The sequence below is a fragment of the Aminobacter sp. MDW-2 genome (assembly GCF_014250155.1).
GTDB lineage: Bacteria > Pseudomonadota > Alphaproteobacteria > Rhizobiales > Rhizobiaceae > Aminobacter > Aminobacter ciceronei.
On record NZ_CP060200.1, the window covers coordinates 17,987 to 31,655 of the forward strand.

Below are 13,669 nucleotides of genomic sequence, written 5' to 3' on the forward strand. Positions count from 1 at the left end.
CCGAGCTCTCGCGGATTTCGCAGTCAGTCAAGATGCGCCGCTAATGTAGGACCATCCGTAGATGACCGCATTTAGGTGAGTCAGCGCCGATAGATATCCAAATCCGGAAATGTTGGACTGCCAGGGGTCCAGAACTCCACGCTATCGGCGTGCATCTCGTAGAATTCGCGGTCTACGGTGATACGCACCGCATGCGGTAAAAATCCATCGACGAGGCGGTAATCCTTCTCGTCGAGATGAACAGCTTCTGTCCCGAGCGGCAGCAATATCGGCCTGTCCAAAACGGCACGGAGATTGGAAAGCGTTATGGCCGGATCAAGACGGACCGGCACCTCGAGGTCTTCATCCGCGAACTCATCGAGGTTGAGGGCAGAATCGTCCCCTGCAGATATCGCATTTTCGAGCGCCTGAAGAGCATCATTGCGCTTGGCGTCAGGGGCGTTCGAGGTGGACAAGACCGATTCTTCGATGAGCCGTGGCAAGCGCGTGAGGATTGGTTGAAGCCCGCCTACAACCTTTTCGAAGATCGAAATGCGACTGCGCAGCGCGCGATAGACGTCGGCCTCGACCGTATCTTCGTAGTGCAGGTTGATGATCCGAATATCAGAAAACCGCTGACCGAGGCGATCAATGCGCCCGATCCGCTGTTCAACGCGCATCGGATTCCAAGGCATATCGTAATTCACCAAAGCACCACAGAACTGGAAATTCAGACCTTCGGCAGCTGCGTCGGTGCACACCAGGACTTCGGAACGGCCTTCCTTGAAGCGCCGTTTGACATCGTCGCGCGTGATCAACCTCCAAGTGCCATCGGTGTTGCGCACTTCACCGCCGCGACCGGAAAAGCACATCACCGAGTTTCCGGCGCCGACAAGCAGGTCCCGAAGATAATCCATCGTGTCCGTGAACTGGGTGAACACCATCACCTGCGGATAGCCGCTGCCCTTGAGCTCGGCCAGAACCTTCGAAAGCTCGATGGCCTTAGTGTCGGTCGGCAGCAGTGTGATATCAGCCACGATAGTTTCGATGGTCGCGATCTCTTCGAACGCGAGGGCGCGTCGCTCGTCCTCTGACACAGTTTCGATATCTATTTCTTCGCCGGCCTCGACTTGGTCGGCGACGTCCTCATCGATCCTGGCTTCATCGGCTGCGGTGAGAAACCCTCCTACACCACCTTTTCGCTTCTCCATCGTCTGCCGAAGGGCATGGAAACTTGACGCAAGGCGCCGGCGATAGATCGTCATCACGAATCCCACGGCGTTGCGGGCATCAGGCGCCGCGGCATTGTATGTCTCGGAAATGTAGGTTTCGACCTGCTGGTAGAGGTCGCCTTCCTCTACCGACAGCGGAATGAAGCGGTCTTCGACTTGCCGCGTTGCGATGGCAGCCGACATCTTGCCGGCCTTGAAGTATTTGCGCAGCAATTCGCGTGTGTGGCGCGAAACGAGCGCGCCGACCGGTGTCGATCGCTTGATGATCGCAATCGCCGTGCGGCGTTCTTCCGGCGAAAGCTGCCGGCGCGGTATCGAAACCAGATCGCGCAGCGCTTGGAGGACTTTCCGGGTCTTCAGTCCGCTCAGCCGGGTCTGCCGTTCCGCATCCGCCCGCGAGACTTCTCCAAAATGGGCCTCGTTCGCCCGGAAGAGCGCCGAAAGCCAATCGAGGCTTTCGTTGGTTACAGGTTCCTTCGCGACTTCTGAGAAGAAGCGGACGAAGGCATCCGGTGTCCATTCAGGCGGCAGGCCTAACAGGTCGAGCAAATCCCAGAGTTCCGTGGCGTGGACCTGCAAGGGTGTTGCGGTAAGGAGGATTAGCCCGTCCGTTCGACGCCGCAACGACCGCATCAATTGGAGAAGCCGGTTCGGGCCTTTGGCTTGCGGCGTTCCAGCGCCCTTCGTTCGGGCGTGATGCGCTTCATCAAGGACAACGAGATCCCACGGATCGGCCGCTTCCAGAATTTCGCGTTGTCGATCCTGGCGCCTCGCGAGATGGCTCGACATGATCACGAATGGCTCACGATGCCACGCCTCGCGAGACACCGGCTTTTCGAAATCATGATCCCGCGCCGGCGACCGATACCACGTCAATTTCTGGCCATCGTAGATCGGCCAATTCAGGTTGAACTTTTCGCGTAGTTCGATCTGCCATTGCTTGCAGACGTTCTTGGGCGCGAGGACCAGCGCGCGCTTGATCCTGCCCGCCAACCAAGCTTGGCGAAGCAGCAGCCCGGCCTGAACCGTCTTCCCGAGACCAACTTCATCGGCAATCAGAAGCTTCGGCGGCCAGTTGTCATAGAGGCGATGATAGGCGCGGATTTGATGCGGCCAAGGCACGACCGCGGAAGTCGCTTCGCCCACGCGATCGCCGCCGATGGCTTGAACGGCAGCGTTGGCGATCTTTTCCCAAACGGCCTGGCGTTCTTCATCGATCGAAACACTTGGCCCCGGCCCAATAGTGATTGGCTCATCATCATGGGCCGGTCCTTGAGTCGGTCTGGGTGCCGATGGTCCCGTCGATTGGTCGTCGTGTTCAGCGAGGCGCTTAGGCAATTTTTCGGGGTCGGGCAGGAAGGTCAGCAGTTGCTCGCGCAGCGCCGTTGGCACATCAAGCGTGATCGCCCGGCGGGCGCGGTCAGCCCAGAGCTTCGCGAAGCTTGCTTCTTCTTCGTCAACGCGCGGGCCGTCATTCCACGACGTGAAGGCGTTGAAGCTTTCCCAGTTCCGCGTCCAACCGAATTCGGTTTCGTTGATGCTACCGTTGAAGGCCATCCGATCGCCGGTCTTGTCCTCGATGATGCCGGTCTTTTCGTGAAAGATGCTGTCGTCGCGGATCGGCCGGCGGTCGAGGTCGCAGGGCACGGCAAGCTTCACATCGAGAAAGCTGTTGGCCACCATCCAGGCGACAAGTTCGAGGGCATCGATCGTCCGCGGATCGGCCGTCAAGATCGGCATCTTGATTAGCGTCCGTTCAACGGCGTCGCGGAGAGATTCGCCGCGCTCGATGGCCGCAACCTCTTCTTCGCCGAGAGTGCAGCCGACGATCAGGCGCATCCGCCCATTATTGACGATTAGCCCTTCGACGCCCCGGGCAGCAAGCGCCAAGGCGCGTGCCGAGAAATAGCCTGTAAGGCGATCGTATCGAGTGGCCGAGCGCAACGCAGGCACATAGAATAGCCGGACGAGGTCACCATCGTCCGGTGTATATTTGAGGCGCCATGCGGTGTCGCGCAGAAGCGTCAAGCAGCCTCCTCTGTGAAGAGCGATAGCTGTTGGGGCTCATCAACCTTGTCGGAGAAGGCGAGACGACGCAGCTTCTCAAGGGCGTCGAAATCATCGGCCGCCGATTTTGCATCGCCGGTGGCAACATCGAAGCCGACAAAGTTACGCGAGGGTGGCAGAACTTCCAGCACGGCTTCGAGAGCGGCCAGAAATTGGGAATCGCCATCGATCCCCGCATCCTTGAGAAGATCGAAAGCCGCTTCTAGGGTTCGCGTCCTGCCACGATGGGCGGCATGGTGGATCGCGTCGATCATGGCGCGCGATCCGTCGGCGGGGCCGAGTGCATTTTTGGCAGCGCGCGTGGCGCTATCCCAGAGCTTGATATCCGAGCCCTTCTTTTCGCAGACCTTGCCAATCAGTTGGCCATCGAGATCGGCGCCCACTGCACGGGCGAGCCGCAGGCCTTCATCGTAGCTAAACACCGGCGCCTTAAACGCGTCCCAGGCCAGCACAAACCACGAGGTGGTCGCATCGAGATCGCCACGTCCCTTGGTATGGGTGAGCTGGTTCAACCGCCACGTCTTGACCTCGCGACGTGCGGCATCGAGCGCGTCTTCCGGCGTCACCGCGTAGGGATCGAACTCTTCCTCGAATAGTTCGGCCTGCTTGCGGCGTCTCTTCGCCAGCGGTTCGGGTCGCGGTGTCCCGCGCTTCAGCGGCCAATGGCGCGAGAATTCTTCCAGCGCGGGCCCGAAGGACGCGAGATAGAGATCGACGCCGGTAATCCCGGCCTTCTGGAATTCTTCAACCCGGGTGCGGACGGCCTTGGCCACCAGCGGCTCGACATCTTCCCAATAGGTCGTCTCGTCGCCCTGATCTGCCGGGCGCGGGCGGCAGACGAGGAAGATTGTGGAGTTGGCGGCGGCCTTGTCCTTGATATGGAGAGAGCCTTCGGCCTCGGTATTCACCGGCCAGGAGGCGGTGATAATGAAGCCCGCTTCGATCAATCCCTTCGTCAACGCATCCCACGCACTTGTGTCCTTGTGCGTGAACATCACGGTCATGATGCCGTTCGGTTTCAGCACTCGCCGGCTTTCCGCGAAGATCGCGGCCATCTTTTCCTGATAGTCGCGGTTCGCGAGCGCGTCGGCGCCCTTCTGGCCTTTGAAATGGGCCTTGTTGGCGACTGCTTCGGATTGCTTGTCGGTAAGGCGTCTTGTGAAAAGCTCGGGCGCAACTAGCCCCGCGGTGCGCTTCAGCCACACATAGAAGAAGTCGGACAGCTCCGCATACATAACGTTCGCGCCATAGGGTGGGTCCATCACGACAGCATCGACTGAGCCGTCGGCAATGTGATCAAGAGAAGAGCCGGACTTTGACGAGATTACAACTTCGGCCGGCGCTACCTTTTCTCCTCCAAAGAGTGGTCCATCTTTGGACCCTGTAGGTGTCGATAGCTCTACAAGCTCCTTGATACATTTCGCGGTCTGTTCGATAGCCCAATCATAACCAACACTATCCGTGGTAATGACCATTTCGGCATACGACCATTTGAACGCAAAATCATGGCGATCAAAGGTGTTGACCATGATTTCGCGATTGCCGTGCCACCGTGTCATTCGAGAGTTGTAGTCGCGGAGTTTATCGAGGCTGAAGCTGAGATAGATGTAGGCGGCCCGGCGAACATCAGTCAGACGACCGGCGAGTCTGTCTTCCTCAACCATGTCACGAAAAATCTCGGATGCCAGTCCATGACCAAGAAGCTGGCGTGGCGAGAACATATCCCGCCAAAGCGGCATACCATACTGACGTGGTCGATCGTCATTTGTGTCCGAAGGGAATGCTTCGCTTGGGATGACATCAAGCGCCTCCCATTCTGGAAGCTTCCTATCTATTTGGGCGGCAATATCCGCCTCGATGCTGTCTTCCGTGCGAGGAGCTCGATAACCCCTTTCCCATCTCGGCTTGCCAAGCTTCCCAGACTTGAGCCTAGTTTCGATGCGCCGCTTGAATACGACGGTGAACAGTTGATCGCCCATTCCTTCGGCTTGTGCCTGGCGCTTGACCTCGTCGCCATCGATAACGCGGGCGCAATCTGGAAAGGGACAAGTGGCGTCGCCATCGGAAACGGTTCCAGCCGAATGCTCTGAAATGTTAGTCACGATCTCGAATGAGCAGAAGCGACCAGTGGTCCCTGGTCCAATGCCCAAATGGGGCTTCAATCGAACCCCAAGGCCGGCCCCATTCAAGCGCCAGTTCGGAGAGAGCGGTATCGTTCCCGCGCAGTACGGGCAGGAGATCGTGCGTGCCCAAATATAATTGGTCGCAACGCAGTTCTTCTCCGGCTCAGGCGGGTATGCCGAACGAAGGAGGACCTCGCGTCGCGCGACGAATTTCTTTGAGATTTCATCAAACTCGTCCAGAAGTTTCACGCCGAAACGCTGCGGAGTTTCTACTGTCGCCTTCAGAATCGTAGCTGCTACTGGGTTGAGATCGTTGGCATACGACTTAAAGCCCATCCGACTGCTCTCGAACGGAATACTTCCGCCGCCCGCCGTCGGATCGAGGACAGATATGTTGCTTCCAATCTGCCTTCGGATTGCAGCCATTTCCGATGGAGAAGGTGAATATGAGAAAGCGCGCTTGTAAGTGTAGGCCTCGCCTTCAAATCGTTCGCCAATCCGCTTTGCCCGGTCGATCCGTCGGCGCGACGCCATTGGATCACCGTGAATGCCCAGAACATGGAGAAAGGCATCGTGGTCGGCATTGGCTGGCAACAACGAAGCCAACACGGCAGCCCGGGACGCAACCAAAGGGCGCCTCGCCCACCAGACGTGCAAGCGGTTGGGAGCAGGGAACGGCGTCATTGGCGTGCGTTCCCGAAGACTCTCAATGCCTATTTCAGCGATCGGCAACCAACGTTCAATCAGCCGCACATCCGACATACGCTCATCTTCCATCATTTCGCTGGGTCAGTGAGCAGGATGCGGAGCGCAGTCAGCACGCGGCGCGGATTCTTGCGGTGAACCGACATGCCGAGCCAATAGCCAGCTTCTTCCTTGCCCATTACCTCGATGCCCTCGGCGACGAGGCGCATGTTGTCGCGGTTACGCATTGGGGCGAGCGTCCGGAACAGCAGCGCGAGGCGCAGCGCGGTTTCTTCCGACAAAGCCGATCCCATGCCCTCGATCGGCAGGAGATCAAGGCGGATGCCGCTTTCCTTCAGGCGCTTGAGTACCCGGTGTTCAGCCAGTTCGAGATTACGTCCGCGAAGGCCCGCAAGGCGGATCGGAGCGGTGATCTGTGGAGTCACAATCGATGGCAGTTGCCAGACTTCAACCTCGGTATCGCCAGGGCCATGGCGACGGGCGCGCAGTTCGTAAACGGGCTGGGTTTTCGACACCATTATGAATTCGTCCTTGCGGCGCGGCACATTCATGACTTCACCTCCGCCGTTGCTTCGACATACGCAGCCGCGCTCGCAAAGCGCGTCAGCTTTTCGATGAATTTGTCCGCGGCATCCCCATCCAGCGCGAGCCCGTTTTCGAAATCAAACGAAATACTGGTTTGCAGATCGGTCTCCTTCGCCGCCCTGAACTGAGGTTCGAGGTAGTCCTTCATCGTCGACGCATCTTGCGCCACGCCGCTGAATTCGAACTGCATCTCGCTGTCTTGCGTTGTGATGAAGCTGCCCGTGAGCTTCACCGACCGTTTTGTTCCAGCGACGGTGTTTGCGATCGGGATCAGCTTGAAGGCGTCACCATATTCGAACAGGCGGATCACCACGCGATCTACCTTTTCGAGCTTCGCGGTCTTGGCTTGTTCGATCACCTTCCGTAGTGCTTCCTTCAAGACGCCCTCGGCGGTGAACACTTTGGCATTTGCGACGGCAGCTCCATCCGGGCCACCTTGTGGTCGTTCGCCGAAGCCGACCGCCGAGCCTTCGCCCGGTGCTCCGCCGATCGGCGGGAGCGGCTCGCCCGAAATCGAAGCGCCAGTTCCGGCCGATGCGGGTTGGGCCGCCGACGCGGGCGCCGGCCGAGGCCACACGCCCTTGGTCTTGGCGAAGTCCATCGTGAAGATCGTCGTTTCTTCATCGATGTTGATCGACGGCATCGGATCGCCTTGCCCGGCCAGGAGATCGCCGCGCTTGTAGACATAGACGCCTTCCTCGATGCCCTTTCGGACCGCCTTGCGGAACACGTCATCCGACAGGAGGATCGAGAGTGAGGGGTCGCGGCGGAATTCGTCGCGAAGATCGCGCGTCGTCATCTGCCCTTTCTTCAAGGGTGTGCGGTCGCGGATGTAGGAGGGGGAATCGGGCGAGTCGGAAGCGTCTCGAACCTTGTTCTGACTTTGCAACTGGCGAACGACCTGAAGCTGGCCTGATCCTGGGCGCTCGGAGGCATTCTGAATATCGATGACCGAATGCGCTAGCTGCACCGAGCCCGTGCCGCTCAGCGCATTGCGCGAGGGGTAGAGGATGTGGCGATAGCACTGCTGGATCGCTATAGCCGCCTCTGTCTCGGACTTCTTCTCGAGTTCGAAGACCTTAGCTTGCTGGTGCTCGGCAAGTTCCTTGACGCGCTCGGGCCGCTTAAGCTCCTGAAGGGCCAGGCGGCGCACGATCGCGCGCTTCATCTCGTTCACTTTGGTTTCGTCCGCGACGACAAAAACCAGATTGTTCCGCAGGGACCGCAGGCCGTTGCCGTCGGCGCCCTTGCGCTCAAACATGCGTCCCACGATCTCGGGCATCTCGCGAAGATCGGCGCCGATTTCCAGCGCGTCGTGAGAAAGCAGCACAAGCCGCGGCTTGCCGTCCGATACGTCGTCCGGGACATCCCATGGCCCGCCGGGGAAAGGCACGAGGTCGAAGGATTGGCCGCCGAAGATCGCCTTTGCCCTGTCCACAAGCTGGGTGCGCGCCTCACCGGGATCGATGTTCTTCTCCTCCCGACCGATGACCTGCGTTAGGTTGGCTTCGGCGTTGAAGCGCAGCGGTGCGTTCGGCCGATCATCGAGATAGGCGGATTCCGCGCGAAATTTCGTCCTCGCATCGTCGATGAAGGAAAGGTCCGCTGCAGGGCTGAGGATCGAATAGCGCAAGTGGTCGGCTGCGACGCCCTTAAGGTCGTTGTTGAACGCGAGGGTGTGGATGAAGATTGTGCGGGCGACGTAGGTGCCATAAGGCAGCAGGCCCTTGAAGTTTTTCGCGTCCAGCTCTTGGGCCAAAGCCAGTTTCTCGGGCGGCCCAGCAATGTCATTGAGAATCGCCGGCACAAAGGCGCCTTGCTGCAGCCGCGTCGTGAATTCCCGGCGAATGACATCCGATCCCAGATCGACGTGATGCAGGTGGATCGCGGACGCATCGGAAGGACGGCTTGCCCAGACGGTCGCAACGGTCTTTGCCAGAATGCGCAGCATTCCACGCACGCGTTGAAAGCCGCCGAGCGTGGCCGTTTTCCCGGTGAGCGTATCCAGAACGTCCGGGTGAAAGGGATAGGTCTGCGCGAATTCTGCGCTGGTGGTCGAGCGCCTGGCTTCTTCCGATAAAATGTCGCGATGGATGCTCCAAAGTTCGCGATAACCGTTGATCACTTCCGTCGCGCGGGAATCGTCAATCGACGCAAACAAGCGGCGTCGGATGACCTTTGCGGTTTCATCATCCCGTGTCGGATTGAGGTTGGTCGCCTTCCGGCCGGAGACGCTTTCGAGTTCCGACATGGCGCTGGCGAGGAATTCGTTCTCGTCGGCGAAGGCGTCCACGCCCTTGCCGTCGGATCGAACCGCAAGGGTATACACGATTGCCGCGTGCGGGGTGCTCTCGATCGCGGTCAGCAGCGCCTTGAGGAAGGCGGTCAGTTGATCGCGCCCACCCATGCCTTGAACTCGCCGAAGGTACTCGCCCAGCTCATCGAGAACGACGAGCACTGGATCGGAACCGAATAGTTCCTTTATGGTGTCGGCACCCGGAGCAATTCGCTGCTCGTCTGATCGGCGCACGATCTCGTATCCAGCCTTCCCAGCCAGCTGGTAGGCGATCTCGCCCCAAGGCGTGTGGGCGCGGATTCCCTCGCCCATCGGCCGACCGTTCGCCGGATCGGCATTCTCGCCATCGAAGGCTGCAACGCGGACGGCCTGGGTTGGCACGAGGGTTGGATCGAGGAATTCCGCGGTATTCGAGACACCCTGCATCCCTGCTGCTGCGTGTACAAGGGCAATCAGGCCGTGCGTCTTACCGCCGCCGAACGAGGTATCGAGGCGGAAAACAGCTGACACGCTTTCCCCGCGGCCAGACAGTCGGCCACAGACGTTGACAAGAAGCTCTTTCAGCCCCTCGGTGGGATAAGTGTTCGTGAAGAACGTTGGAGCGTCGGTGTAGTCGCGCGAGGCGCGACCGGTCAGGACATTCGCGAGATTGGCCGCATAGTCGCTGTCAGCAATTGTTCCCTTTTCCACGTCCTCGCGAGGCCTGCAAAGCTCAAATACATTTGGAATTGTCATGCCTACCCCAACCCCGATTTGACCGCCGGCTTAGACCGATCGGTCACCCTCCGCGAAGCTCGTTCTTCTTGAGCCAAGTCTCGATCGCTTCATTTGCGATCGCCGATGCCGTCGATTCGCGATCAACAGCAGCTTTTTTCAGATCCTTGATCACGTCGCTGTCCAGATGAAGCAGCATTTGTCGCTTCTCTTTGATGATGGGCTTGCTAGTACGTGCCTTTATGCGACCCGTCATCCCGTTCACCGCGCTATGATAGGAACCTATCACCTCAGTCTAGAGTGACGGCCTATCTAAAACAATTGTCGAATTGCTCGGGACAGCCTTGCCAATCCGTTTTCACGCTGTGTTCCACCGAAATTCCCAGCAGCATGCCTGGTGATGATCAGGCGCCGTGTCGAGGATGGCCGTTCACCGCGCAACTTACCGACACAAAGAATCCTCTCAATTGGGGCTTCTGTGCCGGGCGAGCCGTCATAAGTGTGGGCTGTTTGCCGTCGATCAGTAGGGCATGGTCGCCGGAGCGGAAGCGCAGCGCGCCGTTCAGGTTGGCAAGGCCGATGAATAGCGGCCGAAAACCGTGGCCGCGTTCCGCCTGGTGTTCGTACCGCGAGATGCCGTCGGTGAGCGTCAAGCGCAGCGCTTCGCCGTGATCATTGAGCCTAGCATAGGCCGCGTTGCTGCGCAGGCTATTCAGAACTCCGATGCCGCGATCGGATGATATGAACTCAAATTTTCCCTTTGAGGCGCGGAACGCGACGATGCCGCTCTGCGGCTCTTGCGCATGCTCGTAGATGTTGCTGTGAAGCTCGCCCATGGCGGCAGTGAGCTGGGCGGCAATGGCCTTGGGAAATCCTTCCGCCGTTGCAGCTTGCTGGGCGGCTAGACCGAAGGTCGTCCATGCGTTGATGTCGTGCGGCGTGGCGGTGCTTAGGAAGCCCGCGCGCCGCGTTTGCGGGCAGACCCACTCTCGCGTGCCGTGCCTGATGGCGTCCAGCATCGGACCAAAAAGATTTGTGGTCAGCCAGAGGGCAACGTGCGGTGCGGGAAGTAAGCCGTCGTCGGCAAGGTTCGAGAGTTCGAAGAGCGGGCCGATCTCGGACGCGGTGAGCGCGGGAATGGCGGCCTCGTTCAAGCGGCCCCGCGCGGCCGCGAAGGCCAGCCCGTCGAGCATCCTGAAATCCAATATCGCGGGCTCGGTTTCCGTCATCCGGCCATCGGCGCCGATTCAGCCGAACGTGAGGAGGCGATCAGATCGCCAATCCACGCGTCGGTCGCCTGCCAGTTCGCTTCAAGCAGATGGTCGACATGGGCCCCCTGTGCTGTCGGCGCGCCTCGCCAGCCAAGGGCAGCGTTGCCCTTGGGATAGGCCTGCTGGCGCATCATCGTCTTCATGAACACTGACGTGTCGAGAACGGTGATCCCCGAAAATGCGCGGGCAATCACCGGCAGGACGTCGGTGCCTCCGCGTACGATGATGTGCAGCGGGCGGCCGACGGCCCGGGCCAATCCTGCCAGCCAAGCCGCGTGCTGCTCGCGCCGCCCGGACCAGCCGGTGCCCGTGGTGAACTCATAGGCGATATGGGTGACCTCAGGCCGGGCGGCGAGGAAGGCGATCCAGTGGGCAAAGTCTGCTTCAGTGCGCCCGTTGACATGGAGCGCGGCCGGCAGGCCCTCGCGCAAGAACTCTTCATGGACGATCGCGATGCGCTTCATCGCGTGCAAGTCGTCCCACCGCGGCCGGTCGATGAACAGGCTGTAGTTCGGCGTCGTCACCATGCCGACGCCGGCGGCGATGAGGGCTTGGATGATCGGCCGGCGGCCGGCTTCGCCGAGCCCCCACCAGCGCTCGAGCGGGCGGTCGATGTCAGTACCGGTCAGCATCACCGACGCCTGATGGCCAATGCCGAATGCCTCGCCGAGCGCGTCGCGGCTCACAAAGCGCGGTAGGCCGGTACGCCGGTCGAACATACGGTAAAGCGGAAGCGCTACGGTCGCGGCAGTGGGCGGCATGCTGCGCGCGGTGGGGTGATAGATGACTGGGACAAGGCGGGGCAGGCCAACCGCATTGAGCAAAGGGGCGCGTGGCACGCTATAGAGGTTGAAGCCGCCGATTTCACGGTAGCGATCGGCGAAGTCAGGATGGTTGCGGCAGACGCGGTCGCAACCTTCCGGATTGCCGCAGCAGAACTGCAGGCAGTCCATGAAGGGCGTGTTCAGCCGCAGCCCGCCGCAAATCTCCTTCTCCGGGCAGGTGGCGCAGCCGAGGGCTGCGCTCGCCACTTCGGGATCGTGCCAGAGGCGGCGCTCGCGACGCGGATTGCGCCGATGGCGGGGTGCCTGCGGCTTGACTTTAGCGGGATCGGAACGGGTCAGCATAGTGAGATCTCCGCGACCCCTGCGATGGGATGAACATCCAGCACCGTGCCCTTGGCTATGCCGCAGGAGGCGGCCACGGCCAGTACGAGTTCCGGCGCGGGATTGGTGAAGCGCGCGACATCGCTCATGCCTCGTCGGGCGATCAGCGTCCCGTTCTTGTTTTCGACGGTAAGCTGGTCCCCGGTGCTGAGCCTGGCGTTGCCGATGATGTCGGCTTCCGCCGTCCTTGCGGCGCTATCGGGGACGCGTGTGAACAGGTCGGCCGTCGCGAGCTTTACCCGTGCGCGGTCCCACGCCTTCTTGAAGCTCGGCGCCGCCTTTTCGATGAATTCAGCCCCCATGGTCTCTACACTCCTTCAAACAGCGGCCGATAGCGCTTGGCGCGGCCCTGGCTCGTTTCGATGACGAGGCCAAGAGATGCGAGGGAAGCCAGCCGGTTATTCCAAGCCGTCGTGTGTTTTACCCCCTCGCTCTTGCCGTACTCGCGCATCAATGCGCCGGCGTCAGTCTCGCCGTGCTCGTGAACAAGGTCGAAAGTGAGCCTTTGCTTCGGATCAAGTTCACCGAGCGGGGCGGCCATTGTTACTGCGTCCGCCTCATCCAGCGCGCACAACATCAATACATCTCCGCGGGGCATCAGCAACTCCAGCAGCTCTTCACGCACTGTATCATTGGCATTGGCGACCACCGGATAGAATTTCGAGCGTCGCCCCCTGACAATATCGCGGAAGGCAAGAACGCTCTCGCGCAGAAAGCTAGCCGTCGCGACCTCGATGCCGGTGAAATCGAGAAAGACCGGCTCCGGGTTTGCTGGTTCGGCGGCCGACGTATTCAAAAGCTCGTTCAGCGCCGACCTGCCGTTCAGCGCCCCGGCGAGGACGTCGCTGCCACCAATGGCCAGCATGTCGATCTTCATAGAATCACGTTCCTCACGTTGTTCACGTGAGATAGATAGTGAGTGCTGCATTCGGAGTCAATGGTCCGGTGGAATGCTGCCTACCCGCGTGTTTTTGGGGGCAAGGTGTGAGCAGAAATTGCTATGGTCGCATCACTCGAGGATCGTCCGCCGCGACGACGAAGGCAATTTCAGGCGGCGACAGAGAAACCAAGTCAGGAACGGTTATTCGGCGAAGCAATCGCGGTGGACGTCGAGATTTATGACCGGAACGGGCGGCGAAAGGTTCATAGGTCGACGCCTAAAGGCACTTTGACAACTTGCTGCGTCGCTATTTTAGGCCCTTTATATCGACCGTTGCGACCGCCCGTCCATTTCGGCCAACCACTTTTACCTCGATCTCGCGATGCTCCGGTTCTTCGGCGATTTCTGACACGATCTGGCGTGCCATGGCGATCGCTCGAGCGTCGTCATCGTGGGGCTCACCTTTTCGGTCGGGATATTCCACGTCGTCGCTAAAGATGTGGAAATAGTAGCGGGGCATTCATCCTCCTTCGCGGCACGCGGGGTCATCGAGCCATGCGCTCGCGTCGTTGAAATATTCGCTCGCGATGACGGTGCGCAGAAATTTTAACCGGTCACGGTAGCGGCCCGCCTTCGCGGGCCCAAGCACGC

General features: G+C 60.0%; 10 protein-coding genes. All 10 read right to left on the bottom strand.

What is annotated here, in order from left to right; translation table 11 throughout:
* Window positions 1–80: 80 nt before the first annotated feature.
* Window positions 81–3,239 carry a DEAD/DEAH box helicase gene (locus H5P29_RS31910; protein WP_154386577.1) on the bottom strand — a complete coding sequence of 1,053 codons (3,159 nt, stop codon included), beginning with the start codon at window positions 3,237–3,239 and terminating at the stop codon, window positions 81–83.
* Window positions 3,236–6,181 (bottom strand): DUF1156 domain-containing protein, encoded by a 2,946-nt coding sequence (locus tag H5P29_RS31915; RefSeq protein ID WP_246670855.1) that lies wholly within the window; start codon window positions 6,179–6,181, stop codon window positions 3,236–3,238. Before H5P29_RS31915 ends, H5P29_RS31910 begins: the two co-directional genes overlap by 4 nt.
* Window positions 6,178–6,657, bottom strand: coding sequence for a hypothetical protein (locus H5P29_RS31920; RefSeq protein ID WP_154386576.1), 480 nt, complete (start codon window positions 6,655–6,657; stop codon window positions 6,178–6,180). Before H5P29_RS31920 ends, H5P29_RS31915 begins: the two co-directional genes overlap by 4 nt.
* Complete coding sequence (locus H5P29_RS31925; RefSeq protein WP_154386575.1) at window positions 6,654–9,722, bottom strand: ATP-binding protein; 3,069 nt, start codon at window positions 9,720–9,722, stop codon at window positions 6,654–6,656. The genes H5P29_RS31920 and H5P29_RS31925 overlap by 4 nt, the downstream gene beginning before the upstream one ends.
* 43 nt (window positions 9,723–9,765) lie before the next feature.
* Window positions 9,766–9,900, bottom strand: a complete 135-nt coding sequence (locus tag H5P29_RS32860; protein ID WP_256438744.1) for a hypothetical protein — start codon at window positions 9,898–9,900, stop codon at window positions 9,766–9,768.
* A 205-nt stretch (window positions 9,901–10,105) separates the two neighbouring features.
* Window positions 10,106–10,930: a hypothetical protein gene (locus H5P29_RS31935; protein ID WP_154386573.1), complete on the bottom strand. Its 825-nt coding sequence runs from the start codon at window positions 10,928–10,930 to the stop codon at window positions 10,106–10,108.
* Window positions 10,927–12,099 carry a DUF4417 domain-containing protein gene (locus H5P29_RS31940; RefSeq protein ID WP_154386572.1) on the bottom strand — a complete coding sequence of 391 codons (1,173 nt, stop codon included), beginning with the start codon at window positions 12,097–12,099 and terminating at the stop codon, window positions 10,927–10,929. The genes H5P29_RS31935 and H5P29_RS31940 overlap by 4 nt, the downstream gene beginning before the upstream one ends.
* On the bottom strand, window positions 12,093–12,440 hold the full coding sequence (locus H5P29_RS31945) for a hypothetical protein (protein WP_154386571.1): 348 nt from the start codon (window positions 12,438–12,440) through the stop codon (window positions 12,093–12,095). Before H5P29_RS31945 ends, H5P29_RS31940 begins: the two co-directional genes overlap by 7 nt.
* A 5-nt stretch (window positions 12,441–12,445) precedes the next feature.
* Window positions 12,446–13,015, bottom strand: a complete 570-nt coding sequence (locus H5P29_RS31950) for an STAS-like domain-containing protein (RefSeq protein WP_246670854.1) — start codon at window positions 13,013–13,015, stop codon at window positions 12,446–12,448.
* 310 nt (window positions 13,016–13,325) lie between these two features.
* A complete protein-coding gene (locus H5P29_RS31955) occupies window positions 13,326–13,538 on the bottom strand; it encodes a hypothetical protein (protein WP_154386570.1) in 213 nt (70 codons plus the stop codon).
* Window positions 13,539–13,669 lie beyond the last annotated feature (131 nt).